Here is a 26,660-nt window from a genome sequence, read left to right as displayed (position 1 = left end):
TCTCTCCCGCCTTTCAGTGTTTTTTCTGCATCTCAAATGCGCCCTGTGTCTTTTCCCAATCCTTACGGATGTCTTCTTCTGAAAGATGAAGATACAAGTTCATGGTCGTTTGGATTTGCGAATGTCCCAGACGCTCTTGCACCTGTTTGATATCCTTTGTCTCCTGATAGTACATCGTCGCATGTGTGTGACGGAACAGATGTGGATGAACATCAATCCCTGTTTTCTGCCGCAACCGTTTGAAAAGAGACTCGACATCACTGTATGTCATGGGCTTACCCATATTCTTTCCACTCAGCTTCACAAACACGAAGTTGGTATCAATGTCCAGTTCATCAATCACTTCGTACAGGTAATCATCGTATATATCCATCAACGCTTGCGACACAAATATCTCTCGTTCACCTGTTTTGAGCTTCGCGCCGTTCTCCAATTCCCCGCGGTCCGTCAGGCGGATACGATGCCCTTTTCCATGGTCGAATTTGAAGTCCTCCATGAACAAGGAGAGAGCCTCTCCAATCCGCAATCCTGTCTCAAATAGGAGTTGAATCAGGAAGGTGTCCCGTATGTTGGTTGTCGCTGCAATCACTTGTAGTACCTGTTCCTTTGTGAGTGTTTGAATCCTCTTGCGAGGTTCTTTTACCTTCAGCACATTCCGTACGGACGGTTTGTCTTTATTGACGTGATGCAAGAAACCCTTATATCGTGTTTTTCCTCCTGTAAAAACTTGTCGCATCAACTTCTCACCCATGTCATGTGGCAGCTCTTCATTACGATATAAGTAATCATAGAAGTTTGTTACTGCTGTAACCGTAAGGTTCACTGTCCTCTCTGTTTTCTTTGCCTGTACAGGTCGAAGAGACGTCACTTTCGTGCTCTCATAGGGATTCCGTAACCATCCCACAAACTCCACCAAGTCTTCTAATCTTATATGCTTGTAATCTTTCTCTTTCTCCTGTAAATAAAGGAAATACTGCTTTAGCGCATAACAGTAAGTCTTCTGGGTGTTGCTGCTTTTCCCTGTCACATCCAAATACTTGAGGTACTTGACGACAGGAATTACAGGAATACCCTCTCTATCTACTAATATGTATCTCTTTCCTTCCTCTAGGATTACTTCTTGTACACGCATAGATCCTTCACCCCCTAAACCCTTTTTTACGCTCGGTCTTACGACTTCACTACGCCTCCCGCTGTGGACTACGTCCTCCAACTAAAAACATATGTTTCTTAATCTTTATATACATATTAGACTATCCTTTCAACATATGGTTATAGATTCCAATATGTATGAAAAAAGAGGATATATGCCATCAAATTGGACATAGTATCCTCTCTCAATTATAGTCTGTTTAACTAAAGCCACGGGGTTCTTTCTCACAAACATCCCACTTATCATCTTCTATAAGAAGAGGCAGAGGTGAAACTTAGGTGAGCAACGCTTGAGAGATCTTCTCTCTCAAGTGGGCAAGGTCTGTGCCGACTACGCCGTTCGACCGGCGATACTTTTTCCTGTTTGAGATTTGTCCTTAAGAGATGCCTCTCCTTGTCTGGGTGGTTTGGATAAAAAACGTTTATACCAAACAGGCTGCTTAAACACCACGGAAACAAGTGGTTGGACGTCCATGTGATGTTGTTTACGTGCAATATTTTGAGCACCGTTTACCTCACGATGGATTTCTGTTTTGTGAACAGAACAAATAAACATTCTTCCCTTTGCCCGATGTCTGCCTCCGCAAAACGGACAGTCTTGAGACGTATAACTTTCTTCTGTCTCTGTCACGATGATGCCTTTTAGTTTCGCTTTATAGGTGAGTTTTTGTTTGATTTTCCCTTGATTCCACAAGGACAGTTGTTGTCTTCTTACTTTGTTCTGTTTTCGTTTCTTTTGTTCGTTCTTCTTAGTCCCTTTTTCAATGCCTGACACGTTTCCAATCACCAAATGCGTTACTTTTTCTACTTCCAAAAAGGTCACAATCTCTTTCGTCGTTTTATGTTCCAAGGCTTCGAGTTGGTTGTTGCTTGTTTGACGTAGGAGATTTCTGGCGTATTTATACTTTTTCCATTGACGAGAACCCTTTTTACAACGGGACATTTTCTTGCTTAAGTCCGCTAAGGCTTTGGCACGGAATTGAGAGATACTGCGCATCGCACGTCCTGACAGGACAAGGGCTCGATCTTTGGTGGCCACCGTGACCGCATGAACTTCTCCTAGGTCCCCACCTGCCACCTTCTTCTCATACGCAGACAGATCTTGTTCCGGAACTTGAACCGTATAACAAAACCAATAGGCCCCGTTCCGCCAGACAATTTCCGCATAGTTACACGCTTCTAAGTGTTCTTCTGATCGATTGGGGATGACGACCGATGTATGTTGCTTCGGAAACTTTTCGTTCCAGTTTTTCTTTTTCTTCTTAGTTAAAAGGTCAGAGAGGGAGAATCCATAGTCTACTTTTTTAATCGTAATGGTGTCTGTTGAAATGTCCATAGAAGCTTTTTTAAGGGGATACAATAATAATATTTCCTTCGCCACGGATAGTTGGCTTTTTTATCCGTTTTTCTCAGCTGTCGAATCGTTTCACGGTTTGTCGCATATTTATCTGCAATGGCTTGAACCGTTTACGAATGAAGGTTATAGGTTTGTTTTCGGATGGCTTGAATCTCGGTTTTACTTATCCACTTTTTACAAGAAAAATAATAGGAAGTGGCTTCCCGCACGATATCGTTCCAAACGGAGGCTGCTTCTCGTTGCATCGTTCTTAATTCTTCGTATAAGCTGGAATCATAGGGAATTTGAAAGGAATGAGTCACAAACAGATTGATTTGCCTCCTTTTTCTTTGACCTACACCCATCGTAACAGAACATTCGTTCCTAAAACAAGAGTATATCCTATAAAAAATCGAACCTTTGACGTGTCATCCAACACGCCCGGTTCGACCTCACTCTCATCCCATCCCTAAAGGGGGTGTGACTCACACCGTAATGGGCTTTCTCTTTCAGAAAATCTGTAATCGTGATGGAGATGAATCACGCGGCAATTTTCGAAGTGCCTTATAATCCCCTTTTACTTTTAATTCACGGCGTAGCTCTTCATATTTTCGTACTAGTTCTTCTTGCTTTTTTGTTTTAGCGACTTTCGATTTTTTAGCCATGACACGGTTTCCCCTCTTCCTAAAAAACGTAATCACTACGATTTAAGCCTCGTAAAAACTACTTTGTTTCACGATGTAACGTATGTCTTTTTAACCGTGGACTATACTTTCTTAACTCAATTCGGTCAGGATTTGTTCGCTTATTTTTTGTTGTAATATAGTTACGATCCCCTGTTTCTGTACATGCTAACGTAATTTTCACTCTCATACATCATTCCTCCTATTTTTTACACGTTGTAAGCTGGTAACTCATCCGCAAATGTTGTCCAATCCATTGAATCCTTTATATATATAAATATTGTTGTTCATTTTTCCCAACCCCTTGTGCCTCAATACTTATTATAGTTTTCACCCATTTGTTTTTGGCAAAATCCATCTAAGAATAGTCTATTTTCACATTAAATTCGAGTGAGTTTATGGTTTATATCAAATGTATGGATCCCTAGTATATCTTTAAGCTCTACATTACAATTTTGCTCATATAATCGTTTAGCAGTAGGATTCATCTGTATGATTCTTCCTTCAAGCTCTTGTAAATTTTCCTCAGATATTAAATCTGTTTTATTTAAAATAATCACATCAGCGAAGGCAATTTGCTCTTGTGCTTCATCATGATAATCCAAATGCTTTGTGACATGCTTGCAATCTACTACAGTAATAATACTATCTACTTCAAATGTCTCAGATAGTAGTTCATCCATAAAAAAGGTCTGAGTAACAGGTGCGGGATCTGCAAGCCCTGTTGTTTCAATTAGGACTCGATCAAATTTCACCTTCCCTTCTTTCATTGAAAACAGAAGAGTTCGCAAAATACGTATCAAATCTCCACGAACAGTACAACAAATGCAGCCATTTTTCATTTCCAAAATTTCTTCATCAGAGTTTACAACCAATTGATTATCTATACCAACTTCACCATATTCATTGACAATAACAGCGATTTTTTGATTATGCTTTTCTGTCAAGATTCGATTTTAAAGCGTTGTTTTTCCAGCCCCCAAATAATCAGTTAGGATGGTCACAGGAATTTTATTTGGATTGATCATAACCATGGATTTTAATCCTCCATTTTATAGTATTTTGGATACTTTATTTACTTTTGCTTTATTTTTTTACGAACGCCTGCTACAGTCCCCTCTGAACGTTCAAATTCTTCACCATTAAATGTATGGCTTATTTTCCCTGTACAATCTTTATTACTCAAAAGGGAATCAATTAATAAAGGAGAATCCTCGGGCTTCATATCCTTATACCAGGTTCCATTTGGATAAGCAATGACCACACATTTATCATGGCAGCGTCCATTACAACGAGTACGGGTGGTGTGAATCGTATCATCTGATTCTCGATCTGAGATTTCTTTGCGAATGGCTTGAGTAAGTTCCTCCGCTCCCTCTCGATTGCAGCTGCTGCCATTACAAATAAGAACATGATGCTTCGTGTTACTTAGATTCCATGTAGCCATTTTTATCATCCTTTCACAACCAATCGTAATCATTACGATTTATCGGGTGTAATAATTGATTAATTAATGAACAGATATAGATGTTTCTTACTATCCCTAGCATTAGATTGTTTCACTTTTTTCGTATAGTCAATCCATTTCACCTTTTTATATCTTACTTCCATTCTTTCACTGATTTCTGCCTCAATTTCTTGCATGAAACGAGTAATCTCTTCGACTGACATATTGAAGTGACGAGCTGCAAGTCGATAGGGAGAGTGCTTCGTTAATAATTGGAGTAGTTGATCAGCTGTTTCTGCTTTTTCAGCCAACAAATCTTCTTCTTTTACAATGAATTGGTAAACTTTCCTTTTCTCATCAGTAAGCTTGCTTACCTCATCCCTTAACAAAAACTCCATTAATTTATCATTCATTTTCTTTACCTCGAATATATGAATGGTAATATAAGTTTGACTTTCTCTGATTTGAACAGATTTTCCTCAACATACAATCGTGACTCGCTCACAAAGGGTTTAAACCCTCTGCTTTTGAGTCAACCTTCGTATGCTTACCAACTGGCTTTTTTCACTCCTGGTAGTTGCCCTTTATGTGCAAGCTCACGAAAAACGATACGAGACATGTTGAATTTACGTAAATATCCTCTTGGTCTGCCCGTTACCGCACACCTATTATGCAATCGTGTTGGTGAAGAATCACGAGGTAATTTATTTAACGCTGCAAAATCACCTTTTTCCTTTAATTCTTTGCGAATTTCCGCATATTGTTCAACCAATTTTTGTTGTTTGATGGCTTTAGCCACTTTTGATTTTTTAGCCATATTCCTTTCCTCCTTGGCGTTAATTGTAATGATTACGATTTAAACCATAAAAATATTCATTTATTTTGTTTCTCGATGCAAAGTGACTCTTTTTAATTGCGGGCAATATTTTTTTAATTCAATTCTATCTGGATTGTTCCGTTTATTTTTAGTTGTGATGTAATTACGGTCTCCCGTCTCTGTACATGCTAACGTAATTTTTACTCTCATGATAAATTCCTCCTCAATGTGATTAACTTAGTTTTGAAAAACTGGCAGTGGATCATAAAAAGTGGCCCAATCTTGATTCATTTCATCACCCGTTAGTAGGCAGCTATCTAATGAATCAGTGATTTGCTTTTGATCCATTCCAATCCCAATTAGAACTAATTCAGTCATCCTGTCTCCATATATTGCATCCCAGCGTTCTAAAAGCTCAGGTTCTTCTTTGAGTACTTGCTGCTGTTCTTCTTCTGAATAAGCAGCAATCCACTCCCCTGCTTTCTCTAAAGTTAATGACGGACCAGCTTGAGAAAGCAAGGAAGCCACATTGTTTCGTGTTGCAAGCCAAAGAAATCCTTTAGCACGAACCACTTCAACTGGCCAATTTTCGATCCAGTCCATAAGACGTCCTGGATGAAATGGCTTTTTCCTTCTAAAAACAAATGATGCAATCCCGTACTCTTCCGTTTCAGGAACATGTTCTTCATTCAGTTCTTTCATCCATCCAGCACTTTGGCTTGATGTTTCAAAATCAAATAATTGGGTGTCAAGTACTTGATCCAATGAAAGCTGTGAATGAACGGTTTCAATGATATTTGCATCAGGATTTAATGCTTGAAGGACAGCCTTTAACTCAGCTAGCCGATCTTTTACGACTAAATCCGTTTTATTCAAAACAAGGACATTGGCAAACTCTATTTGGTCAATGAGGAGATCGGCTACCTCTCTTTCATCATCATCATTTGCAGCCTGCTTTCGCTCGAGTAACGTTTCGCCTGAAGCAAAATCACTCCAAAATCGATTTGCATCGACAACTGTTACCATCGTATCTAATCGACAATATTGTGATAGATTGATTCCAATCTGGTCATCCACATATGTAAAGGTTTGTGCTACAGGAATCGGTTCGCTTATACCCGTCGACTCAATGACAATGTAATCAATATGACCCAATTGAGCTAGCTTTTCGACTTCCACAATTAAATCTTCTCGAAGCGTGCAGCAAATGCAGCCGTTTTGCATTTCCACTAATGTTTCATCCGTTCTGACAAATCCTCCTTGCTTCACTATACTTGCGTCAATATTGACCTCGCTCATATCGTTTACAATTACGGCCACTTTCTTATTTTCACGATTCGCAAGTATATGATTAAGTAACGTCGTTTTCCCGGAACCTAAATACCCGCTGAGTACAGTGACCGGAATTTTCTTTTGTTTCATTTCATTCCCTCCACTCCGGAATTTAAATCGTAATTATTACGATTTAATCGCCCTTTTTATAATAAACCGTAATCATTACTATTTGCAAGTTTTTTTGCAAAAAAATTATTCAATACTTGTATATTCTGATAAATATTGCTCTTTCGGCGGTTGGATTTGATTAAATGTATTCAACCGGATGACTGGAATGACTTCTCCCTTGTACGTTTCTTTTCCTATCTTTCCTTGGACTTCGTACCATTGATTCGTTTTCAATTTTTCAACATCCCCTCGAAAAATAAAACCATATACATTAGCATCTGCAATACAACAAGTCATCGTTAAGCGAGCAATAGCAATTTGATTATTTGGAAAATCCGGTTCACGATAAACAAAACCTGCTAAAGAAATTTGTTTACCTTCCATATCATCTAGAAACGTATATAAATGATTAAAAACTTCGAAATAGTTTTCATCCGTTACTTGAATAGCGTCTTTTTCTAAATCATATGAACCTTCTTCCATTTTCTTTGTTGAAAAAGTACCATTTTGCAGCCCCTTATTTGCTAATGCTTGTTCACTGAGCGAAAAATCTGTCATTATAAAACCTAAAAAAAGAGGAATACCAAAAAGCAAGTAAGGATATATAACTTGTTTCTTTTTTGACGTTTCACACCCGCAGCAATCACAGCTGGAAACATGAGTTTTACCACTTTGAAATAGACATACACTAATGACACTAAACAAAACGAGCGCAATAATAGAAAAAGGAAGCATTCGATCAGCGAGAATATGACTTAAATTACCTGATACATATAACTTAAAAATCATTAAACCGCTCGCAAGTAATAACAATGCTTCTAACTTTCTATGAAATCCAGCACCATATTTCCTCATTATAAACCTCCCATCTCTATGATGACACCAGCTAATAAGGATAAGCTAAACACAATACAAGTGACCACAATGATAAACATAAGAACAAAGCGTGGTTTAAAACAAGCAAATAGCACAAACGTATTCTTCAGATCCAGCATCGGTCCAAATACTAAAAAACCTAACATAGCTTCTGGACGAAAACTATTCACAAATGTGGCGGCAACAAAAGCATCTGCTTCAGAGCAAAGGGAAAGCAAATAAGAAAATCCCATCATCGCAGCTGTACCAAAAATCGATTGTTCACCCAGTTCTGTTAATAGAGAACGATTGAAAAATACTTGCAAGCAACTTGCAATTAACGCCCCGATAATAAAATACTTAACGACGGAGAAAAAATCTTGAGAAAAATGCTGAATAAACGCTCTCCATCTTTCAGAAAACGAGGTTTTACTTCCTTCCATACTATGAGATAGTTCACCATAGTTATGAATCACATGTTCAACTTTTCCATTAAAAAATATTAGAGTGAAGAGACCAACTAACAAAGCTGTTATCACACATAAAAGAATTCTTCCATAAAATAGGGCAGGATGATTCGGAAAAGCATAATACGTAGAGGCAAATACAATAAAGTTTAAGATTGGAGCCGCCACTAAAAGGACCACTCCTGCATGCAACGGAACCCCTTTTTGAATAAGCCTCCTGACAACAGGAATAATCGCACATTCGCATACCGGTGTCACCAGCGCTGCAATGATAGCAAAAAAGAGAGCTTTGATCGAATTTTTTGGAATACATCTTTGAACCATTTCTTCACTAACAAATAATTGAATAAACGCTGAAGCTAGAACACCTATTAATAGAAAAGGAAGAGCTTCAAGGAAAATACTAAGAAACACCACAAATACCGAATTCCAGCGACTGGATAAGAAAGCATTAATATCCACGATTTCTTGACCTATAAAAAAGAAAACCATCAATAATAGTGCTAAAAGAAAAAGAAATACGTTCCCTACATAACGAATAACGATAGGCAACACCTCACTTAATAGATTGATAAAGTATATACTCTTCCTTCTATTAATATGAGTAGTATGAAGATCGAATCACATTTTTTGCACCATCTCTACTTAAATTATATCTGCTTGGCATCATTTGGTTTTGAAATAAGGAGACTTCTCGCTAGATAAAAATGAAACAGCCACCTGGTGGATGGCTGTTTTTATTCTTCAAATTAACGTTAGCTATTTCCTTGAGCCATTATTCGAGACATCAATTGGCTGTAAACTACCATTTGAGCTAAATTATTAGCTTCAGCAATATCTGCTTGTTGTTGCTGTTGTTGATTCTGGTTTTGGTTTTGGTTTTGATTTTGGTTTTGGTTGTAATTTTGGTTTTGATACGGGTTATAGTTTTGATATTGGTTATAGTTTTGATACGGATTATAGTTTTGATACGGATTATAGTTTTGATACGGGTTATAGTTTTGGTTTTGATATTGATTATAATTTTGGTTTTGATATTGATTATAGTTTTGGTTTTGGTTTTGATATTGGTTATAGTTTTGGTTTTGATTTTCGTTTTGATTTTCGTTCTGACTTTCGTTTTGATTTTCGTTTTGACTTTCGTTTTGACCTTCGTTTTGACCTTCGTTTTGACCTTCGTTGTTGTTCTGATTTTCTCTATTCTGTAATAGTCGAGTAAGAATAGTTTCAAGCGATGATGAGATTGTCATCAGACTGAGTAAAGTAGAATTACCTAAGTTTCCTAGGTTTCCTAACTGATCTTGTAAATTTTGATTTTGGTTATCGTCCTCATTTTCACCTCCATTGTCCCCACTTTCACCTTCATTGTTGCCATTGTTCATTTGTTGCATAAGAACAGAGTTAAGTGCCGATGAAATCGTCATCAGGTCAAGTACATTAGTGTTTTGTACTTGGCTTTGTACATTATTCACTACATTTTGTACTTGGTTCTGTGCATTATTTACTGCATTTTGTACTTCGTTTTGTGCATTATTTGCTGTATTTTGTAATGTATTTAGATTCCCTCCTACTTGTGAATTTATATTTTGAAGAATGTTGCTAAACAATGAATTCGTAGCGTTTGCCATATAATTAAACTCCCCTCAACTTAGATTCAAGGTTAGTATATTAGTGACTTGTCTTTTTGGATTGGGTATACCCACAATTTCCTAATAAGTTATTCACTTTTTTCTTATGGCTTTGTTATACGGCACCATTGATTTCTAATAAAATACCTAAAATAAAGAAGCACCGCTCAAAATGTTGAACAGTGCTGGATTGAACCTTTTATCATTTAATTCTTACTTTCTCATTGCGCTCCACTTGAATCACTTTTCCATCTTGAATCACTAACGTAATTGATCCATACTTCATAGAAGCTAACATTTCTTGAAGGCGTTGAAAGATGTCGATAGATTGTTTATCTTTTTCCAAGCTAAGAAGCCCCCCTTCTTCTTTATTCAATACAAAATTCCTCTGTAATTTAGGATATCAACTACCATCAAATAACAAATACAACCTATTTGTCCTATGTCTTTACTAAGAATAACACTTAAAAAAATAACTGTTTTCACTAAAAGACATATTATACCGATAATTTTACTTTTTTTATGCATCATTTAGTAAATCTTGCTTTTCAAGACGTACTAAATGTATATGCTCTCTATAAGATTAGTTTGCCTATTTTCCTTTTTCAATGGCTTCAACTAATTCAGCAATTTGGCTTTGAATACGTTCTAACAATTCTTTATCTTTAATTGGTGCAACTGTATCGTTTTTATCAATTTCAGCATCAACAAAATATAAACCTTGGAGCGGCTGTCCTTTCAAAATACCAATTAACGGTTTTAACGAGTAATCAATCGCTAACAAATGACGTGTACTCCCACCAACCATCATTGGCAAAACAGGTTTGTTTTTCAAAACACTTTCAGGCAATAAATCAAGTAAAGACTTTAACACACCTGTATAAGAAGCTTTATAAACAGGAGATCCAATAATCACAGCATCTGCTTGTTTAACCACATCTGCAAATTTAACAATATCTGAACTATCATACCGACCTTTTACAAGATCATCAGCTGCGAAATCTGTAACAGAATATGTGACAGTCGAAAAACCAGCTTCATTCACTAATGATTCGAAATATTTTAGCGTGATGTCTGTTCTTGAAGGTACTGCTGGACTTCCTGATATAATAACAATTTGGCTCATCGATTCATTTCCTCCTAATCATAACTATCTTCTCAAGAGATTATTAACAAAAAACGGCTCACTTAGACACAAAAATTCCTCTTTCCGAAAGAAAAAGGCTGATATGTACATCTTCTCATACTTCCCTTTCAAAGCATTGCTTGCTGAACACCATTCTGTCTCTTAACAAAGATTGCCCAAATCTATAGGCCAATCCCTCCGCTTCTCTTGATAAGAAGTATATTGTTTAAATTAGCTTAATATTCTAATAACTGATTGTCAAGGTTTTCAGCAAGAAAAATCATACTTAACCTAGTTGAAAATACGGATTAAAGGCCGTGACATTTCCATCACGGCCTTTAACTCTTATTGAGATTGAAGCTTACTTTCCACCATATTAATAAACAACTGTAGAAAATGACGATCGTCCGTTAATTCGGGATGAAACGAACTAACAAGAAGATTGTTTTGCTTAGCAGCAACAATTTTATCATCATGCGTTGCTAATACATCAACATTGTTTCCAACGCTTTCTATATAAGGGGCACGAATAAAGACAGCAGGAACGGGCTGATCGATACCTTTAATTGAAAGATCTATTTCAAAACTATCACGCTGACGACCAAATCCATTTCGTTGTACGGAAATATCCATTAGATTTAAATGGCTGTCTTCCGCTCCACCTAAATCTTTAGCAAGTAATACAAGACCCGCACAGGTTCCAAAAATCGGCTGTCCTAAAGATGCAAATTGTTGAATCGGTTCAATAAAATCATAACGTTTCATCATTTTACCGATTGCCGTACTTTCTCCTCCAGGAATAATAAGCCCATCAATTTGTTGTAACTGCTCCGGTTTCTTTACAAGCAGCGCATCAACACCTAAACCTTCTAATTGTTGAATATGTTCAATCGTTGCTCCTTGTAAATCTAATACGCCAATTGTCGTCATTTTACCAACCACGCTCTTGCATACGTTCTTGTGGATTTAATTTAGAAATATCGATTCCTTTCATTGGGCTGCCAAGTTCTTTCGATAATTTCCCAATTAATTCATAGTCTGTGTAATAAGTAGTCGCTTGCACAATGCTGCTTGCGAATTTTTCTGGATTTTCTGATTTGAAAATACCCGAACCAACGAATACACCGTCTGCTCCTAATTGCATCATAAGAGCCGCATCAGCTGGTGTGGCAATACCGCCAGCTGCAAAGTTCACGACTGGTAATTTACCTGCTTCTTTAATTTGTTTTAACACTTCATAAGGTGCTCCAAGATTTTTCGCTTCCGTCATTAATTCATCATCGCTCATCACTGTAACTTTACGCACTTGCGCTTGTACTTTACGCATATGACGAACCGCTTCTACGATATTTCCTGTCCCTGGTTCCCCTTTTGTTCGTAACATAGAAGCTCCTTCTCCAATACGGCGTGCTGCTTCCCCTAAATCACGGCAACCGCAAACGAATGGTACTGTGTAATCGCTTTTTAAGATATGGTATTCTTCATCAGCTGGTGTTAATACCTCACTCTCATCAATATAGTCCACACCCATTGCTTCTAGTACACGTGCTTCAACAATATGACCGATACGTGCTTTTGCCATAACTGGAATCGAAACAGCATTTAATACTTCTTCTACAATTCGTGGGTCCGCCATACGCGCAACTCCACCAGCAGCACGAATATCAGATGGTACTCTTTCTAATGCCATAACCGCAACCGCTCCAGCTGCTTCTGCAATCTTTGCTTGCTCTGCGTTGACAACGTCCATAATAACGCCGCCTTTTTGCATTTGGGCCATTCCTCGTTTAACAGTCTCAGTTCCTACTAATTTACTCATATTATAGTCTCTCCTCTATTAAAAAGATTTGCAATCTTTAGATTTGTCTCTTAGTATAAAAGAAACTGATTGTATTAAAAGTGTCAGTTTCAGATAAATTAAAGAGGTCAGAAAAGAGGTCAGCATGAATACATTAGCTTGTAACCTACAACGTCACAGTGAAATCCCTTTATATGAACAATTATATTTATATATTAAAAACGAAATTATTGAAGGCCGTTTAAGCTATGGAACAAAGCTTCCGTCTAAGCGGCAATTAATCGATGTATTACAAATTAGTCAAAATACAGTGGAATCAGCATATGATCAGCTTCGAGCAGAAGGCTACGTAGAAGTTATTCCGAGAAAAGGATATTACGTGCAGGCATTTGATGATTTAGAATATGTCTCTTCGTCCCAACCTGAAGAAACAGCTAACGATGAAGCTCCTCCTGAAACGTTATACAATTTTCATCCGAGCCATGTCGATACCGAGCATTTTCCTTTTTCACAGTGGAGAAAATATATGAAAAACACAATTGATGAATCACAGCATCATCTTCTATTGCTAGGGGAAGCACAAGGAGAAATCGCGCTTCGTCGAGAGATTGCTCACTATTTATATGAAGCACGAGGAGTTCGTTGTACCTCTGAACAAATCATTGTCGGTGCTGGGGTTGAGATTTTATTACAGCAGCTTTTCTTACTATTTGGAAGCGAGACAGTCTATGGTGTAGAAGACCCGGGATATCATCTTATTTTACGAATGCTCCAATCGTATCCAAATGAAGTGTATCCGCTTGAGGTCGATCATGAAGGGGTCAAAGTCGAAGCAATCAAGCCATCAAAAATTGATATTGTGTATGTGACGCCTTCCCATCACTTTCCTTATGGTACCGTACTATCTGTTAATCGAAGAATGCAACTACTAAACTGGGCAAATGCTTCTGAAAGACGCTATATTATTGAAGATGATTACGATAGTGAATTTCGTTATAGCGGGAAAACAATTCCTTCGTTACAAAGCAATGATACAAACGATAAAGTTATTTATTTAGGATCATTTTCAAAATCACTTATGCCATCACTTCGAGCTAGTTATATGGTTCTACCAAAATCATTATTACAGCGTTATCAAGCACAGCTGACCTTTTACCACTCAACGGTTTCGCGCATTGACCAGCATGTACTTACACAATTTATGAGACAAGGAGATTTTGAAAAACATTTAAATCGAATGCGCAAAGTGTATCGACGTAAATTAGAAAAAGTAATTCACTTACTAAAGCCCTATGATGAACAATTTAGTATTATTGGCGAACAATCGGGGCTTCATATTGTGCTGGATGTTCATAATGGAATGGACGAAGATACGCTCGTACAAAAAGCAGCGGAAGCACGTTTAAAAGTATATCCACTGTCTGCCTATTCGATTGAGAAAATCGATAAAAATGCACCCAAAATTATTCTCGGCTTCGCTGGCATTCATGAAGATGAATTAGAAAATGCCGTACAACTTTTATTGAGAGCATGGGGAATTAAATGAAAATTTTTCGTAACTAAGTTTAAGAGAAGATAATTAGAGACATTGGCTCGGCACCGTTATATAACTACCTTAGATCAAGAGCCCCTCCCAATTGTTAGACGATGTCTAACAATTGGAGGGAAGTTCAATTTCTTAACATACGAAAGCTGGATTTTTTTGCATGTACAATACACATTTTGTTGATATAAGATTATTACTGTGCCGTATATCCTCCATCAATAAGCAATGTGCTTCCAGTCATGAAATCATTTTCACTTAAAAAGATAATAGCGTGTGCAATTTCTTCTGGTCGACCAAGTCTACCAACTGGATGTTGTGCAACAAGCCCCTCATAAAAATCACCAAGAGCTTCTTTATTAACCATCCCAGACTCCACATAACCCGGACAAACAGCGTTTACTCTAATATTTTGTTTCGCATACTCCAAAGCAAGTGATTTTGTCAAAATATTTACCGCACCTTTTGATGCATTATACGCAAATGCTCCAGCTTGTCCTACTGTCCCTAAAATAGAAGCCGTATTTACGATGGAACCTCCGCCAGTTTTTAGCATCTCACGAATAGCATATTTCGCACCGAAAAATACACCATTTTGATTAATGGAAATAACTCTGTTGTATTCTTCAAAAGTAAGCTCATGAGTGGCAGCAAGAACCCCTACTCCAGCATTATTGATTAAAATATCTAATTTACCATATTGATTAACCGTTTGAGCTACAAGATCTTCTACTGATTTCTCATCTGCAACGTTTACTTTTACAAATAAAACATCTGCCCCTTTATCTTTTAGCTTCATTTCAGCTGCTTTTCCTGCTTCTTCATTAAAATCAGCTAATACAACTTTTACACCCTTCTCCACAAATGCTTCCACTGTTGCTAATCCAATACCAGAAGCTCCACCAGTAACGATTGCTACTTTACCTTCTAATTTCCCCATAATAACCTCCCCTTCTAATTTAAGGATAATATTTGAATCGATTATATACAAATTAAATATTTGTGAAAATTTGTAAATTTCCTTCCACTGAATTTATAGTATGTTTCATTTTTTATATTTTATTTTATTTCATTCCATTCTTATAATGAGGTCGTTAACGCTCTTCACACTCCTTTTCATCTTGTACAACCCTTATTTCCCTTAAAATCTCACGTCCTCTTCTATCCATACATACTCTCACATTCCCCCTTAAGGATTCTAAACTGAAGATAACCATGATAAGTTGTACTAAGCATTACTCTCAAACAGTATTATTGGTCTATATTAAACCTTGAATTACTTTCTCTATTGGGGAATTCAGTTATTTCAAATGTATAAATGTGGTATGAATTATAAAGAATTGATACAGTAAAAAAGAAAGGGGAATGATTTTATGAAAGTATTTGTTGTTGGAGCTAATGGACAAATTGGAAGAATATTAGTCAACCTGATCCATGAAAGCAAATTACATACTGTCAAAGCCATGGTTAGAAAAGAAGAACAAGCGGAGATATTGGAAAAAAGAGGAGTAGAGACTGTAGTAGCCGACTTAAAAGGTACGGTTAATGAACTTGTTGAAGCAGTCAATGGCTGTGACGCTATCGTTTTTTCATCAGGTTCTGGAGGACATACAGGGTTTGATCAAACTCTATTAATTGATCTTGATGGTGCCGTGAAAATGATGGAAGCTGCTGAAAAAGCAGGCATCAAGCGATTTATTATGGTTAGTGCACTACAGGCACATAATCGTGAAAACTGGAGTGAAACAATAAAACCATATTATGTTGCTAAGCATTATGCTGATAGGATGTTAATACAAAGCAATCTTACCTATACAATCATTCGTCCCGGAGGTCTTTTAAATGAGCCAGGCATAGGTCAAATATCGGCAAAAGAAAATTTACAAAGGGGCTCGATTCCACGTGAGGATGTGGCTCAAACAATCTTTGTCTCATTAGATGAGGAAAATACTTTTAACCGTTCCTTTGACCTCATCTCTGGTAATACCCCCATCACAATGGTTTTAAACACCTTATAGAGGTATCTCCAACATTTCAGAAATTTTATACGCTAAGTGAATTTCAACCAAAAAGCCGATTCCTTCAACGTACAGGAATCGACTTTTTTAGTTGTTTTTTTAATTTTTTTGTAAGTTTCTAAGGTTTAAACAACATTTTGCAACATTGTCTCCCCACCTATTAGGCTTAGTCATAAGGTTTTATATTTACGTCCCGTTGTATAGCTCTCTCATAGTTATACCTCAAGTAAACACTCTACACATTTACTTATTCGAACCTACTTCATACCCAGATAAATCAAAATCGCATCTCGTAAAAATTCCGTTCCGCCCTTAACATTCTTATCATAGTAAGCTGTAAAGCGCTCATCTGCAACATACATTTCTGCCAGGCCAGCATGCGCTTCTTTGGAGTAATTGGGCCATGAATACATCAACCATTCTTTATGTTTTGCCGCAAGTTTCTGTGCCACGTCCGATGCAGGATCTCCTGTTTCATATGCCTTCTCAAGCAATGACAATATTTCTTCTCCTAAGACGGCCATAGCTTGGTAGTCTTCTTGAGACATGCCTCTTAGCTTTGCATTGCTGGCATCTACTGTCTCATCTCCATATTTTTCGCGAATCTCTTTTCCATACTTCTGTTCGTTGTCCTCAATCATTTTTTCTTTGAAACCTTCAAATTTTTGTTTGTCTTGCATAGATATTCCTCCCTCTTTGCTGGCAATTGTCATCTCGACAGTCGCGATTATTTTATCAAGACGGGCCCGCTTTTTTTTTAGATTATTGTAATGATTTTTCAAAGCAGTCGTTTGATTAAAAGCTGGCTGATGTATTATTTCTATAATTTCTTCTAAACGGATTTCCAACTCACGATAGAATAAAATTTGCTGAAGTAAGTCAACCTCTTTTTGACCGTAAATGCGATAACCGGACGAATTGATTCTTGCCGGCTTAAGCAGTCCAATTTGATCATAGTAGCGAAGTGTACGGCTGCTCACACCTGATAACTGCGCCAATTTGTTTACTGTATATTCCATGGTTGCCCCTCCTGATAATCCTCATCATAAACCTTTACGTTGCGTAAACGTCAAGAGAAAAGCGATAATTTTTTCATCGACTAGATATAGTCCTTATAACGAAGAAGGATACACTCTCTACGTAGAGAAGTGCATCCTCGGTTGAACAATTACTTTTATGTATCCAAATTATCTATCTCAATAACTCGATGACACAATTGTTGAATCAAATTCATGTCATGACTGACAACAACCATTCCCATCTCTCGTTGTTCAGCAATTTTTAGTATGGCATTCCAAATTTGAGCCTGGGTAATGGCGTCAAGCATCGTTGTCATTTCATCCGCAATTAAATAACGAGTATTAGGACCAAGTGCACGAGCTACACAAAACCTTTGTAACTCCCCTCCAGAAAGTTCATTTGGGAATCTCGTTAACCATTCCTGCTCAATTTCTAAAGCATCTAGTAATTGTTGATTTGGCTGCCATCCTTCATTTAACACTTTGCCCATTTTCCAACGAGGATTAATTGCTTTTTCGGGATGCTGGAACACTAATTGAACAGGGTGATACCCTTTCCTTTTAATAGGATAGCCATTTAATGTCACACTTCCTTCATTTGGTACTTCATAGCCTGCTAGTACCCGGCAAAATGTCGTTTTTCCATATCCACTAGGTCCAACTAACCCAACAATCTCTCCCGGATTTACTGTAAAATTGACATTTTTAAATAACCACGGCTCTTTTTCATAACGAAAAGCAATATTTTGCGCTCTAAGTTGCATGAATACATCTCACCATTCCATTACGTAGATTTCTCATCGCTGGTCGTTCTTGTTCACAATCAGGTGTAGCCATTTCACAACGTGGAGCAAATAAACATCCGGAAGGCAATTGACTTGGGTGCGGTTGTGAGCCTTTGATAGGAATGAAATCATTTTGCGGCAGTGCACGCCTTAACGCTTTGCTATAAGGGTGTCTTAATTGCTCACCATTTCCACTAAAACTTTCAACCGGCGAAATTTCAACGGTTGTTCCTGCATAAAATACAGCAATCCTATCCGCAATTTGAAGGGCGGATTCAATGTCATGCGTAATAAGCATGACTGCACATCCATTGTCAGCAAACTCCTTTAAATGATTAAGTGCTTCTGCAATAACAACTGAATCAAGTCCGGGTGTAGGCTCGTCCGCGATAATAACTCGAGCCCCGCTAACCATCGCAGTCGCCAATAACGTTCGTCTTGCCATACCTCCTGATAATTGAAAAGGATACATCTTCTCTACATCCGCTTTTAAGTGATAGCGCTGAAAAACCTTCCTTTGTGCCGCTGCTGCATTCCCCTTTTTAACGGATGTTCGAACCTGTGAACCGACTCGCATAAGCGGATCAAGATAATTAACCGATTGAGGGATTAACGCAATTTCCTTACCACGCAGCACACTTTGACGAGCAGGCGTTAGTTCTTTTCCTTCATATTTAATAATACCGCTCGTTATCGCATTACTAGGGAGAATTCCTAAAATAGCATGTGCAAGCAAACTCTTACCCGATCCACTTGCCCCAACTACCGCAAGGATTTCACCTTCCTCTACTGTTACATCCAAGCTTGTGATTACTGTACTTTTTGTCTGCTTGAACCCCCTTGTATATTTCTTAAATGAAACGGATAAATTTTCTACTTCAAGGATAGGCATATCTATCTCCTTTATTTATGATCTATATCAACATTCAGTAGAATTCGTATGTTTTCACCGAGCACATCGAAAGTACGTACAATGAACAACAAACAAAGTCCTGGGAAAAAAGCAAGCCACCACATACCAGAAGACAAATATTTCATTGATTCTGAAAGGATGATTCCAATTGCTGGTTCGTGCGGTGATAATCCAAGTCCTAAAAAAGTTACAGCAGCTTCATGTAAGATTGCATGGGGAAACAGCAGCATAAACCCGACTAAAATTTGTGGAAGAATATGCGGGAAGATGTGTTTAGTTGCAATCCACCAACTAGATTTCCCCATTTTTTTAGAAACTTGAACAAACTCCGCTGAACGAATCTGCATGACTTCAGCACGGATAATTCGGGCAAGGCTTGGCCAATGCGTGAGTGCAATTCCTATGACAATCCCTTTAAATCCTCCCCCAAAAGTAAAAGCAATCAGAATGAGGGTAACTAAGTGCGGTACACTTAGGAAAAGGTCGATTAGCCATGAAACAATACGGTCAACCGTTTTTCCCATAGTTGCAGAAATCACTCCAAGTATGGTGGCTATTAATGTACTCCCAAACGCACCAATTAAGCCTACCCCAATACTTAATGAAAGCCCCATAAATGTACGTGAAAACATATCTCGGCCTAACCAATCTGTACCAAACGGATGTTTAAAAGTTGGAGAAGCATTTCGGTGCTCAAGGTTGGTTGAAATGCTCTCTTTATCAAGGACAGCACCTATTACTATAACAATCATTAAAAAAACAATAGCTAATATAGTAACAATTAAAGCTCTTTGCTTTTTATTCAGTAATGTAAGGGTTGGCATCATCTCGACCTCCCCTCTCTCATTCGAGGATCTAACAAACGGTAAATTAAATCTGCAATTAAATTTCCTACAAAAACAAACATTGTACTAAATAGCACTAAACCTAGTAATAATGGAACATCCCCTCGCAAACCAGCTTCCACTGTAGCCTGTCCAAGTCCAGGATAGGAAAACACTTGCTCAGTAAGAACAGCCCCACCAAACAATTCACTAAATGCTGCAAATTGTAACGTAAGTGCTGGTATCACAATATTACGTAAGCCATGCCTCCAAAACAAAATAAAGCCCCGTTCACCTCTCGCTCTTGCAAAGAGCATATATTCACTATCTAAAACATCTATTAATTTTTGCCGAGTATGCAGGGCCACATTTCCAACTCCAACAATACTAAGTGTCATAGCGGGAAGAATAAGATGCTTCAATTGATCAACCGTCGTAACATCTTCAGCAAGAACACCAGCAGGTACACCTAATCCAATCGGAAACCAGCCAAGCCAAACAGCAAATACAATAAGAACTAAAAGTCCCATCCAAAATGTTGGGGTCGATGCAAGCATGTAACAATACCATTTAATACTTCGATCTATCCAAGTACCTCTTTTCATTGCCGCAACAACACCCATTGTAAACCCAATTACTCCTGATAAAATCCATGCTGTTAACATGAGTACAACAGAATGAAAAAACCTTTCACCTATTACTTCAGAAACTGGCTGGCGATAGATCATAGAAGTTCCCATATCTCCTGCAAGCAACACAGAGCCCCAATTAAAAAACTGCACCATAATTGGTTCATTTAATCCCCAGTACTCAGCAATTTTCTCCCGTTGCTCTGGTCCAACGTTTAACATATCTGCACCGATATAGGCTTGAATCGGATCAATAGGCGAGTTCTTTATTAAGAGGAAGGAAATGAAACAAATGGCAACTAATAAAGTTACCATTCTTATACTTTTCAATAAAAGAAAGATTCCTAGCTGTCTATATCTACTTTTTCTCACCTTACTCAGCCCATTTCCAGTCTTCAATATTGTTTGTTACAGGCCAACCATGCCCATGCGGCTGAATTCCCTGTTTTCCGATATCAAGTCCATTTTTCACTAGATACAAATGATTAATGTTCACCAGCCAGGCCCAAGGAGCATCACCTATTGCACTTAACCCCGTCGTTCCATCCCATTGCGCTTTTTTCCAATACTCTATTGCTTCTGTTGAATCTGTAGCAGCTAGAGCCTTCTCAAAGTATTCATCTACTTTTTCATTTTTATAAAAACCTGTATTATAGTAATCTACCCCAGCATAGCGGCTGCTATATACATCATACATTTCATGAGGATCGTGACTTCCCCATCCCATAAGTACTGCATTTGAAAACATTTTCTGTTCAATCGTATCCCAGCTTGCGCCCTCTACTTTTATATTAATACCAAGAGGTTTTATCATATCTGCAACCGCTATAGAAAGAGATTGCCTGATTGTATCTTCCGCTGGATAATATAAACTAAATTCCGCTTTCAAAGAGCCCTTTTCTAAAATCCCGTCATCATCTGTATCTTTCCAACCTGAATCTTGTAATATTGTTTTCGCACCATTCATATTTGCATCTTTAAAAACAGTCTCTGAGTTCCACCAAGGTAAGCTATCAACAGAAGTATATGCTTTCGATCCATGTCCTTCCAGCACTCCGTCAATCAATGCTTGTCTATCAACAGCAATATTAATCGCATGTCGAATCGCTGAATCTGCTGTCACATCGTTACCAATTGGTAAACCATCTTTCGTTACAGCCCCTGATTTCACGTACGGAAATACAATTCCACGATTATCTACGGATTGTAATGCTTCTAACCTCATACCTGGTACTTGTTGCTTACTAAATGAAGCGGGAATTGCTGCAATATCAACATTTCCTGCTTGGGCAGCAGCAAATGTAGCATCCTCATTTAAGAATAAAAACGTAATTTTCTGAAAATAAGGCCGTTTGCCATAATATTCAGGGTTAGCCTTTACGATAAGTTGCTGTCCCTTATCCCATTGAACGAGTTGATACGGACCTGAACCAATTGGATTTTCTGCATAATCTTTTCCATAGGCATGCTTTGGAACAATGGAGATCCATAGCGCCCCCAACCAGTTGTCGGATCAAACCCTGTATCAGGCTCTCCTTTAATAGACAGCACAAGCTCATCTATTTCCCTCTTTACCTCTTTTTCAATAGATTGAACAGATTTTGATGGTGCACACCCTGCTAACACAAGCGTAAAAACAATTGCCATAACTGTAAGCAGTCCCAGAAATTTCTTTTTCATTTATGAATCCCCCATTAACTAACCTTCTTGTCGTTATGTGTCTCTAAATCGATATGTATTTTCTACAGGTATTACAATAACCTTCCATATTCCCTATCTTAAAAACCGTCAGCTTATTGCTAAACTGCTGTATATCTTCCACTCCTCCTTCAACAAAGATAAGTTCATGATAGCTTTGATGTTCTATATTAGAACAAACTATTACATTAGAAATAAATAATTCTAATATTCAATCTATTCTTGTCCGAATCTTACCATGAATAACGAGCGAATGACAGATATCCTTACAAACCAATTAAAAGAAGGAGGATTATATATAAAATCAACAGCGTATTCAAATAAACATTCTTATGTCGGTTTAACAGGTTAAACATATATATCTTTCTCTCCAACTCTTCGGCCTTAAAGGCAATCCATTCCAAACCTAGATTCATTTTAAGACTGATATCCTTGTCTCTTCTAAACTCACAAATAGGAGCTCCCCTTCCTTTTTCATTCTTTTTTATGTTCAGTATGCACTTTTTTCACAACAATAGGACAAAGCTGCATAGATATGATTATAGAGAGTTTTTTTGAATTTAATGCGTGTCGGCATGTTTAATAGAAATTCAAACTAAACAAAAGAATGAATGTAGGTGATTAGATGGCTAATGATTTCTTATTTCAAAATTTACAAGAAAAAGAGATGACCTTCGAGCAAGTATTTGACCGGATTATCAGATTTATGACTTTAAATCGCAATGGCAATTATCGCTTAATGATCGGTACCGATTCTCAAGTGCACGAAAGACATACCGTTTTCATTACAGGAATTGTGATTCTAAATGAAGGAAAAGGTGCATGGGCTTGTATTCGAAAAGTGACTATTCCAAGAAGAATGGATCGAATACACGAACGACTCTCTCATGAAACTTCATTAACAGAAGAAGTCGTTTCTCTGTTTACAGAGGAAAAGAAAAACGTGATGATTGATATCGTACTTCCTTTTATATACAAAGGAGCTACATTTACAATGGAAGGCCATTTGGACATCGGTTCAGGTAATCGCAATAAAACAAAAATATTTGTCGAAGAAATGACGGCAAGAATTGAATCAATGGGACTTGAGCCTAAAATCAAACCAAATTCTTTCGTTGCGTCAAGCTATGCCAATCGATTTACGAAATAAGATAAAAATCAAAGCGTTCCTTTATAAACCTTCACAAGTATAAAAAACCTGTATAGGCTAAAAAGGTCTACACAGGTTTTGAACAACTATACACTCTCCTACGATTCCACTTTCATTGTTATTAAGCAGGTTCAAACTATATTAACTTCTTAATGTTCAATCGTTGTACAAGGATGGTATTCTTTCGCGCCGATCCCTCTTTCATACATTCTTTTTATGTATGTAAGCTCCCATTCTAACTGTTCTAAAGGATTGTCCTTAATAGAATCATATTCTTTAGCGATTTGATCATTGTAGCGAAAAATACATTTAGTTCCATTAATATAATATTCAACAATAAAATCCACAAGGTCCTTATTCCAAGTGAAATTCTTTACTCTGACTATGTCTGAAGAATACTCTGGATATATTTCTACACTATCCAAAATTTCACCAAGCTTTTCTTGAATGTTATCCTTCATTTATTCACCTACACACTTTTCTTATATTTTTATTATCCAAACATGCATGCACATAAATCACTTTTTCGTAAGATTTTCTCACGAAAGGTCCGTATCAATCGCCTAATTTTTGTTAGATTTTCTCACAAAAAAGCTGACAAACAGATAAATCCCCTCTAAAATAAAAATTAATTTTACAAATGAATGGAGAGAGGGGATATGAAACTTAGTTGGCTTTCCCAGTTTATCATCCTTATCGGTTTTCTCTTCCTTGGACATATGATTGTTTCACTTTTTTCCATCCCTCTACCTGGCGCTATTGTTGGAATGATTCTTCTATTTATTGGCCTTCTAACAAGGTTAGTTAATATTAAATGGATTGAGAAAGCCTCATCTTTTCAATTAAAACACTTAACATTACTATTTATTCCTCCCATTGCCGGCCTGTTTTTATCATCAAGTTTTTTAGATATTTTACAGTGGAATATCTTAATTATTCTAATTGTAAGCAGCATTTGTTGCTTGTTAGGCACAGCCTTCACTGTAGAATGGTATGAAAAATTAAAAAGGAGGAAAGCAAAATGAACATAGTCCTATTAAAAGTATCCTTCTGTATCATAATGACAATTGCCTGTTACTTTGTCTCATTAAAAATCTATAATAAATATAAAAAAAATTGGCTAAATCCTTTATACACCGCATCCGTACTTCTAATTTCTCTGTTACTCCTCTTTCACGTCCATGAAGAAACATATCAACAAGTTAACTTCATCTTTAATCAACTACTGCAATTAGCTGTCGTATCTTTAGCCGTTCCTCTTTATAAACAATGGTCTTTCTTAAAGAAAAATTACAAAAAAATCTTTGTAGGTGTAATATGCGGAACGGCACTTGGAGTTATTTCCATACTTTCACTGTCCCATTTGTTCCACTTGAACGAACAGCTTCTAGCCTCGTTAATTCCAAAGTCTGTTACACTTCCTATCGCCTTAACAATAGCGACAGACCTTGGTGGATTAGCCTCAACGACCATTATCTTTGTTATCATTTCTGCCTTAATATCCGTCATGATTGGTCCAAATTTGCTGAAGTATTTAGGAATTAAAAGCAAATCGGCGAAAGGCTTGGCCATGGGCACTTCGGCGCAAATGCTTGGGGCGAATCGTTCACTCGTATGGGGAGAAGAAGAAGGAGCAATGGGAAATGTGGCCATGACAACCTCGGCATTATTTCTCGCTATTGTAGTACCGATTATTCCGTATCTGTTATAAAGGAAGATGGTGTTCTACAAAGAAAGATTCATTGAACTAACCCGGAGTTTATTGATATTTGTAGATTTGCAACTTTATTTTTGTGATGTACTGAACATGTAATCTAATTTATTATTCCATTCTTCATTATAAAAATATCCGCTGACTAAATTCCTGATATCATTAGTCATTCGGATTTCACTCCTGGGTTGAAAACGAAAATCCAGGAATGCTTTGTGTCTAAAATTCAAAAAAACTGCCCTCAAAAGCCATTTTTCATGACTTTTAGGACAGTCTCGCTGGATACAAATCCAGATTTTTATTTAGCTTCACCGACTACTGTGAATCTTTCATTCATATGCTGAGGTTTTTCTATTTCATCTAGTACGGCAATTGCATAGTCAGCATAGCTAATATAGCTGTCGCCTTGTGAATTAACAAGTAAATGATCTTTTCCTGTTTGATAGGATCCCGTTCTCTTTCCTTCAGGATCAAACATAGCTGAAGGACTGATGAATGTCCACGTGATACCGGATGTTTCCTGTAATTCTTTGAGATTTCGTGCCTGACCTGATGCTGTAGGTTTAAACATATCAGGAAAATCAGGTGTATCAATGACTCTAACGGTTTTATTTTCATCTACAAAAAGACTCCCTGCTCCTCCGACAATGATAGCTCTTGTGTTTGTTCCTTTAAGTGCCTCAATGAGTGCATGACCAGCGTCGACATGGGCTTGCTCTTCGCCAAGAGGAGCACCGAAAGCATTAACGACTACATCAAACGGCTTTAAATCCTCTGAAGTTAGGTCAAATATACTTTTTTCAATAACTGCCTCGTTTTTCTCTGTAAGCTTCGAAGCATCTCTAACAACAGCTGTGACTTGATGACCTCGTCTGATTCCTTCTTTTAAAATAAACTGTCCTGCTTTTCCGCTTGCCCCAATAACTGCAATCTTCATAATTGTCACTCCATTCTCCCTAATTTCTATTTTTTATCTTAAGGTTTTTAAGGCGCCACTCCATTCCACAACTTCACCAAGCATCGCATTGACATTATCAAGATGTAAGTCTTGAGGTTTGAAATCAGTTCCATTTTCAAAATCTAGAAACAAAGACAATGTTGGATGTACACGAACGTCCGCAATTTTTAATTCACCGCAAATTCCACGTAAATGTTCTGCTGCACGAGCACCACCGGTAGACCCATAGCTAACGATACCGGCCGCTTTGTTGTTCCATGCTTCACGCGCAAAATCAAGGGCATTTTTTAATGCTCCTGTAATACTGTGGTTATACTCTTGAACAATGAACACGAATCCATCTAAATTCGCAAGTTTTTCATTCCAAGCTGCTATTCCCGGTTCCGTCCCATCAGTTGTTCCTAAGAACGGTAAATTAAAATCAGCAATATCTACTATTTCATAATTTGCATCTCCACGTTTGTCCGCAATTTCTTTTACCCATTGTCCTACTTGTGGACTTACACGTCCTTGACGCGTGCTTCCTAAGATAATCCCAATGTTTAATTTTTCAGTCATTGTTTCTTCCTCCTTTGTTGTTTGTTTCCCAAATATTTTTTCCAAAAAACCCATCTTTCACACCGCCTATATATTTTAATAACTAATGTTTGCCTGTTTAAA

At 37.5% G+C, this 26,660-nt stretch carries 31 protein-coding genes and 2 pseudogenes; 5 read left to right on the top strand and 28 right to left on the bottom strand.

Translation table 11 applies throughout. The features are described 5' to 3' along the window. Positions 1 to 13: 13 nt before the first annotated feature. The 17 genes and pseudogenes from ACE199_RS13695 to pdxS all read right to left on the bottom strand — a co-directional run bounded on the left by ACE199_RS13695 (position 14) and on the right by pdxS (position 12,773). Positions 14 to 1,132, bottom strand: coding sequence for a tyrosine-type recombinase/integrase (locus tag ACE199_RS13695; protein ID WP_375350255.1), 1,119 nt, complete (start codon positions 1,130 to 1,132; stop codon positions 14 to 16). A gap of 351 nt (positions 1,133 to 1,483) precedes the next feature. Further along, positions 1,484 to 2,512: an RNA-guided endonuclease InsQ/TnpB family protein gene (locus ACE199_RS13690; RefSeq protein ID WP_375350254.1), complete on the bottom strand. Its 1,029-nt coding sequence runs from the start codon at positions 2,510 to 2,512 to the stop codon at positions 1,484 to 1,486. 497 nt (positions 2,513 to 3,009) lie between these two features. Continuing rightward, a pseudogene (locus ACE199_RS13685) lies at positions 3,010 to 3,153 on the bottom strand (30S ribosomal protein S14); the annotation flags it as partial. A gap of 58 nt (positions 3,154 to 3,211) precedes the next feature. Further along, positions 3,212 to 3,361 carry a 50S ribosomal protein L33 gene (gene rpmG, locus ACE199_RS13680; RefSeq protein ID WP_119118512.1) on the bottom strand — a complete coding sequence of 50 codons (150 nt, stop codon included), beginning with the start codon at positions 3,359 to 3,361 and terminating at the stop codon, positions 3,212 to 3,214. A 202-nt stretch (positions 3,362 to 3,563) separates the two neighbouring features. Beyond that, a pseudogene (locus tag ACE199_RS13675) lies at positions 3,564 to 4,205 on the bottom strand (CobW family GTP-binding protein); the annotation flags it as partial. A 41-nt stretch (positions 4,206 to 4,246) separates the two neighbouring features. Continuing rightward, positions 4,247 to 4,618, bottom strand: coding sequence for a (2Fe-2S) ferredoxin domain-containing protein (locus ACE199_RS13670; RefSeq protein WP_375350253.1), 372 nt, complete (start codon positions 4,616 to 4,618; stop codon positions 4,247 to 4,249). A gap of 59 nt (positions 4,619 to 4,677) precedes the next feature. After that, the gene (locus tag ACE199_RS13665; protein ID WP_375350252.1) at positions 4,678 to 5,031 is read right to left on the bottom strand and encodes a hypothetical protein; all 354 of its coding nucleotides are present in this window, start codon (positions 5,029 to 5,031) and stop codon (positions 4,678 to 4,680) included. Positions 5,032 to 5,165: 134 nt separating this feature from the next. Next, positions 5,166 to 5,435 (bottom strand): 30S ribosomal protein S14, encoded by a 270-nt coding sequence (gene rpsN / locus ACE199_RS13660; protein ID WP_127760121.1) that lies wholly within the window; start codon positions 5,433 to 5,435, stop codon positions 5,166 to 5,168. Positions 5,436 to 5,495: 60 nt separating this feature from the next. Beyond that, positions 5,496 to 5,645: a 50S ribosomal protein L33 gene (gene rpmG / locus ACE199_RS13655; RefSeq protein ID WP_375350251.1), complete on the bottom strand. Its 150-nt coding sequence runs from the start codon at positions 5,643 to 5,645 to the stop codon at positions 5,496 to 5,498. Between the two features lie 27 nt (positions 5,646 to 5,672). Continuing rightward, entirely contained in the window at positions 5,673 to 6,857 is a 1,185-nt protein-coding gene (locus tag ACE199_RS13650) for a GTP-binding protein (RefSeq protein WP_375350250.1), read from the bottom strand. Between the two features lie 105 nt (positions 6,858 to 6,962). Then, positions 6,963 to 7,733 (bottom strand): TIGR03943 family putative permease subunit, encoded by a 771-nt coding sequence (locus ACE199_RS13645; protein WP_375350249.1) that lies wholly within the window; start codon positions 7,731 to 7,733, stop codon positions 6,963 to 6,965. Further along, positions 7,733 to 8,752 (bottom strand): permease, encoded by a 1,020-nt coding sequence (locus tag ACE199_RS13640; RefSeq protein ID WP_252289255.1) that lies wholly within the window; start codon positions 8,750 to 8,752, stop codon positions 7,733 to 7,735. The genes ACE199_RS13645 and ACE199_RS13640 overlap by 1 nt, the downstream gene beginning before the upstream one ends. Before the next feature lie 203 nt (positions 8,753 to 8,955). Next, complete coding sequence (locus tag ACE199_RS13635; protein ID WP_375350248.1) at positions 8,956 to 9,828, bottom strand: hypothetical protein; 873 nt, start codon at positions 9,826 to 9,828, stop codon at positions 8,956 to 8,958. Positions 9,829 to 10,030: 202 nt separating this feature from the next. Continuing rightward, entirely contained in the window at positions 10,031 to 10,153 is a 123-nt protein-coding gene (locus ACE199_RS13630; RefSeq protein WP_373995340.1) for a YezD family protein, read from the bottom strand. A gap of 267 nt (positions 10,154 to 10,420) precedes the next feature. Beyond that, positions 10,421 to 10,954 (bottom strand): NADPH-dependent FMN reductase, encoded by a 534-nt coding sequence (ssuE, locus tag ACE199_RS13625; protein ID WP_375350247.1) that lies wholly within the window; start codon positions 10,952 to 10,954, stop codon positions 10,421 to 10,423. 345 nt (positions 10,955 to 11,299) lie between these two features. After that, positions 11,300 to 11,884, bottom strand: coding sequence for a pyridoxal 5'-phosphate synthase glutaminase subunit PdxT (gene pdxT, locus ACE199_RS13620; protein ID WP_375350246.1), 585 nt, complete (start codon positions 11,882 to 11,884; stop codon positions 11,300 to 11,302). A 1-nt stretch (position 11,885) separates the two neighbouring features. Then, positions 11,886 to 12,773, bottom strand: a complete 888-nt coding sequence (pdxS, locus tag ACE199_RS13615) for a pyridoxal 5'-phosphate synthase lyase subunit PdxS (protein WP_375350245.1) — start codon at positions 12,771 to 12,773, stop codon at positions 11,886 to 11,888. A gap of 124 nt (positions 12,774 to 12,897) precedes the next feature. Between pdxS and pdxR the strand changes: the two genes are divergently transcribed. Further along, positions 12,898 to 14,298 carry a MocR-like pyridoxine biosynthesis transcription factor PdxR gene (pdxR, locus tag ACE199_RS13610; protein ID WP_375350244.1) on the top strand — a complete coding sequence of 467 codons (1,401 nt, stop codon included), beginning with the start codon at positions 12,898 to 12,900 and terminating at the stop codon, positions 14,296 to 14,298. A 193-nt stretch (positions 14,299 to 14,491) separates the two neighbouring features. Here the strand turns inward: pdxR and ACE199_RS13605 are convergent, their stop codons facing one another. Continuing rightward, positions 14,492 to 15,235 carry an SDR family NAD(P)-dependent oxidoreductase gene (locus tag ACE199_RS13605; protein WP_375350242.1) on the bottom strand — a complete coding sequence of 248 codons (744 nt, stop codon included), beginning with the start codon at positions 15,233 to 15,235 and terminating at the stop codon, positions 14,492 to 14,494. Positions 15,236 to 15,668: 433 nt separating this feature from the next. Between ACE199_RS13605 and ACE199_RS13600 the strand changes: the two genes are divergently transcribed. Then, positions 15,669 to 16,313: an SDR family oxidoreductase gene (locus ACE199_RS13600; RefSeq protein ID WP_375350241.1), complete on the top strand. Its 645-nt coding sequence runs from the start codon at positions 15,669 to 15,671 to the stop codon at positions 16,311 to 16,313. 257 nt (positions 16,314 to 16,570) lie between these two features. On the opposite strand, the gene ACE199_RS13595 is transcribed toward ACE199_RS13600, so the two are convergent. From ACE199_RS13595 to ACE199_RS13565, 7 genes are all read right to left on the bottom strand, one after another. After that, on the bottom strand, positions 16,571 to 17,332 hold the full coding sequence (locus tag ACE199_RS13595; RefSeq protein WP_375350240.1) for a MerR family transcriptional regulator: 762 nt from the start codon (positions 17,330 to 17,332) through the stop codon (positions 16,571 to 16,573). A gap of 155 nt (positions 17,333 to 17,487) precedes the next feature. Continuing rightward, positions 17,488 to 18,096 (bottom strand): ABC transporter ATP-binding protein, encoded by a 609-nt coding sequence (locus ACE199_RS13590; protein WP_375350239.1) that lies wholly within the window; start codon positions 18,094 to 18,096, stop codon positions 17,488 to 17,490. Continuing rightward, on the bottom strand, positions 18,086 to 19,009 hold the full coding sequence (locus ACE199_RS13585) for an ABC transporter ATP-binding protein (protein WP_375350238.1): 924 nt from the start codon (positions 19,007 to 19,009) through the stop codon (positions 18,086 to 18,088). The genes ACE199_RS13590 and ACE199_RS13585 overlap by 11 nt, the downstream gene beginning before the upstream one ends. Positions 19,010 to 19,020: 11 nt before the next feature. Then, on the bottom strand, positions 19,021 to 19,857 hold the full coding sequence (locus tag ACE199_RS13580) for an ABC transporter permease (protein ID WP_375350237.1): 837 nt from the start codon (positions 19,855 to 19,857) through the stop codon (positions 19,021 to 19,023). Beyond that, positions 19,854 to 20,813: an ABC transporter permease gene (locus tag ACE199_RS13575; RefSeq protein ID WP_375350236.1), complete on the bottom strand. Its 960-nt coding sequence runs from the start codon at positions 20,811 to 20,813 to the stop codon at positions 19,854 to 19,856. The genes ACE199_RS13580 and ACE199_RS13575 overlap by 4 nt, the downstream gene beginning before the upstream one ends. 43 nt (positions 20,814 to 20,856) lie before the next feature. Continuing rightward, complete coding sequence (locus tag ACE199_RS13570) at positions 20,857 to 21,918, bottom strand: ABC transporter substrate-binding protein (protein ID WP_375350369.1); 1,062 nt, start codon at positions 21,916 to 21,918, stop codon at positions 20,857 to 20,859. Continuing rightward, entirely contained in the window at positions 21,861 to 22,163 is a 303-nt protein-coding gene (locus ACE199_RS13565) for a hypothetical protein (RefSeq protein ID WP_375350235.1), read from the bottom strand. The genes ACE199_RS13570 and ACE199_RS13565 overlap by 58 nt, the downstream gene beginning before the upstream one ends. A 643-nt stretch (positions 22,164 to 22,806) precedes the next feature. Here ACE199_RS13565 and ACE199_RS13560 point away from each other — a divergent pair. Beyond that, positions 22,807 to 23,331, top strand: a complete 525-nt coding sequence (locus tag ACE199_RS13560; protein WP_375350234.1) for a ribonuclease H-like YkuK family protein — start codon at positions 22,807 to 22,809, stop codon at positions 23,329 to 23,331. Positions 23,332 to 23,480: 149 nt separating this feature from the next. Here the strand turns inward: ACE199_RS13560 and ACE199_RS13555 are convergent, their stop codons facing one another. After that, a complete protein-coding gene (locus ACE199_RS13555) occupies positions 23,481 to 23,792 on the bottom strand; it encodes a hypothetical protein (RefSeq protein WP_375350233.1) in 312 nt (103 codons plus the stop codon). A 198-nt stretch (positions 23,793 to 23,990) separates the two neighbouring features. Here ACE199_RS13555 and ACE199_RS13550 point away from each other — a divergent pair, with 198 nt between their 5' ends. Together ACE199_RS13550 and ACE199_RS13545 are read left to right on the top strand one after the other, a co-directional pair. Then, on the top strand, positions 23,991 to 24,356 hold the full coding sequence (locus tag ACE199_RS13550) for a CidA/LrgA family protein (protein WP_375350232.1): 366 nt from the start codon (positions 23,991 to 23,993) through the stop codon (positions 24,354 to 24,356). Then, a complete protein-coding gene (locus ACE199_RS13545) occupies positions 24,353 to 25,042 on the top strand; it encodes an LrgB family protein (RefSeq protein WP_375350231.1) in 690 nt (229 codons plus the stop codon). The genes ACE199_RS13550 and ACE199_RS13545 overlap by 4 nt, the downstream gene beginning before the upstream one ends. Positions 25,043 to 25,340: 298 nt before the next feature. Here ACE199_RS13545 and ACE199_RS13540 read toward each other — a convergent pair whose 3' ends face one another. Together ACE199_RS13540 and ACE199_RS13535 are read right to left on the bottom strand one after the other, a co-directional pair. Further along, complete coding sequence (locus ACE199_RS13540; protein ID WP_375350230.1) at positions 25,341 to 25,979, bottom strand: NAD(P)-dependent oxidoreductase; 639 nt, start codon at positions 25,977 to 25,979, stop codon at positions 25,341 to 25,343. Positions 25,980 to 26,012: 33 nt separating this feature from the next. Beyond that, positions 26,013 to 26,612 carry an NADPH-dependent FMN reductase gene (locus ACE199_RS13535; protein ID WP_375350229.1) on the bottom strand — a complete coding sequence of 200 codons (600 nt, stop codon included), beginning with the start codon at positions 26,610 to 26,612 and terminating at the stop codon, positions 26,013 to 26,015. Positions 26,613 to 26,660 lie beyond the last annotated feature (48 nt).

The sequence above is a fragment of the Peribacillus sp. Hz7 genome (genome assembly GCF_042136355.1).
Lineage (GTDB): Bacteria > Bacillota > Bacilli > Bacillales > DSM-1321 > Peribacillus > Peribacillus asahii_A.
This window is presented reverse-complemented; position numbering and strand designations above follow the sequence as displayed.

What these genes read in the sequence shown, in the direction of transcription:
- ACE199_RS13695 (WP_375350255.1), bottom strand. Translation starts at nt 1,132, where the DNA reads ATGCGTGTACAAGAAGTAATCCTAGAGGAAGGAAAGAGATACATATTA.
- rpmG (WP_119118512.1), bottom strand. Translation starts at nt 3,361, where the DNA reads ATGAGAGTGAAAATTACGTTAGCATGTACAGAAACAGGGGATCGTAAC.
- ACE199_RS13670 (WP_375350253.1), bottom strand. Translation starts at nt 4,618, where the DNA reads ATGGCTACATGGAATCTAAGTAACACGAAGCATCATGTTCTTATTTGT.
- ACE199_RS13665 (WP_375350252.1), bottom strand. Translation starts at nt 5,031, where the DNA reads ATGAATGATAAATTAATGGAGTTTTTGTTAAGGGATGAGGTAAGCAAG.
- rpsN (WP_127760121.1), bottom strand. Translation starts at nt 5,435, where the DNA reads ATGGCTAAAAAATCAAAAGTGGCTAAAGCCATCAAACAACAAAAATTG.
- rpmG (WP_375350251.1), bottom strand. Translation starts at nt 5,645, where the DNA reads ATGAGAGTAAAAATTACGTTAGCATGTACAGAGACGGGAGACCGTAAT.
- ACE199_RS13650 (WP_375350250.1), bottom strand. Translation starts at nt 6,857, where the DNA reads ATGAAACAAAAGAAAATTCCGGTCACTGTACTCAGCGGGTATTTAGGT.
- ACE199_RS13645 (WP_375350249.1), bottom strand. Translation starts at nt 7,733, where the DNA reads ATGAGGAAATATGGTGCTGGATTTCATAGAAAGTTAGAAGCATTGTTA.
- ACE199_RS13635 (WP_375350248.1), bottom strand. Translation starts at nt 9,828, where the DNA reads ATGGCAAACGCTACGAATTCATTGTTTAGCAACATTCTTCAAAATATA.
- ssuE (WP_375350247.1), bottom strand. Translation starts at nt 10,954, where the DNA reads ATGAGCCAAATTGTTATTATATCAGGAAGTCCAGCAGTACCTTCAAGA.
- pdxT (WP_375350246.1), bottom strand. Translation starts at nt 11,884, where the DNA reads ATGACGACAATTGGCGTATTAGATTTACAAGGAGCAACGATTGAACAT.
- pdxS (WP_375350245.1), bottom strand. Translation starts at nt 12,773, where the DNA reads ATGAGTAAATTAGTAGGAACTGAGACTGTTAAACGAGGAATGGCCCAA.
- pdxR (WP_375350244.1), top strand. Translation starts at nt 12,898, where the DNA reads ATGAATACATTAGCTTGTAACCTACAACGTCACAGTGAAATCCCTTTA.
- ACE199_RS13605 (WP_375350242.1), bottom strand. Translation starts at nt 15,235, where the DNA reads ATGGGGAAATTAGAAGGTAAAGTAGCAATCGTTACTGGTGGAGCTTCT.
- ACE199_RS13600 (WP_375350241.1), top strand. Translation starts at nt 15,669, where the DNA reads ATGAAAGTATTTGTTGTTGGAGCTAATGGACAAATTGGAAGAATATTA.
- ACE199_RS13595 (WP_375350240.1), bottom strand. Translation starts at nt 17,332, where the DNA reads ATGGAATATACAGTAAACAAATTGGCGCAGTTATCAGGTGTGAGCAGC.
- ACE199_RS13590 (WP_375350239.1), bottom strand. Translation starts at nt 18,096, where the DNA reads ATGCAACTTAGAGCGCAAAATATTGCTTTTCGTTATGAAAAAGAGCCG.
- ACE199_RS13585 (WP_375350238.1), bottom strand. Translation starts at nt 19,009, where the DNA reads ATGCCTATCCTTGAAGTAGAAAATTTATCCGTTTCATTTAAGAAATAT.
- ACE199_RS13580 (WP_375350237.1), bottom strand. Translation starts at nt 19,857, where the DNA reads ATGATGCCAACCCTTACATTACTGAATAAAAAGCAAAGAGCTTTAATT.
- ACE199_RS13565 (WP_375350235.1), bottom strand. Translation starts at nt 22,163, where the DNA reads ATGAAAAAGAAATTTCTGGGACTGCTTACAGTTATGGCAATTGTTTTT.
- ACE199_RS13560 (WP_375350234.1), top strand. Translation starts at nt 22,807, where the DNA reads ATGGCTAATGATTTCTTATTTCAAAATTTACAAGAAAAAGAGATGACC.
- ACE199_RS13555 (WP_375350233.1), bottom strand. Translation starts at nt 23,792, where the DNA reads ATGAAGGATAACATTCAAGAAAAGCTTGGTGAAATTTTGGATAGTGTA.
- ACE199_RS13550 (WP_375350232.1), top strand. Translation starts at nt 23,991, where the DNA reads ATGAAACTTAGTTGGCTTTCCCAGTTTATCATCCTTATCGGTTTTCTC.
- ACE199_RS13545 (WP_375350231.1), top strand. Translation starts at nt 24,353, where the DNA reads ATGAACATAGTCCTATTAAAAGTATCCTTCTGTATCATAATGACAATT.
- ACE199_RS13540 (WP_375350230.1), bottom strand. Translation starts at nt 25,979, where the DNA reads ATGAAGATTGCAGTTATTGGGGCAAGCGGAAAAGCAGGACAGTTTATT.
- ACE199_RS13535 (WP_375350229.1), bottom strand. Translation starts at nt 26,612, where the DNA reads ATGGGTTTTTTGGAAAAAATATTTGGGAAACAAACAACAAAGGAGGAA.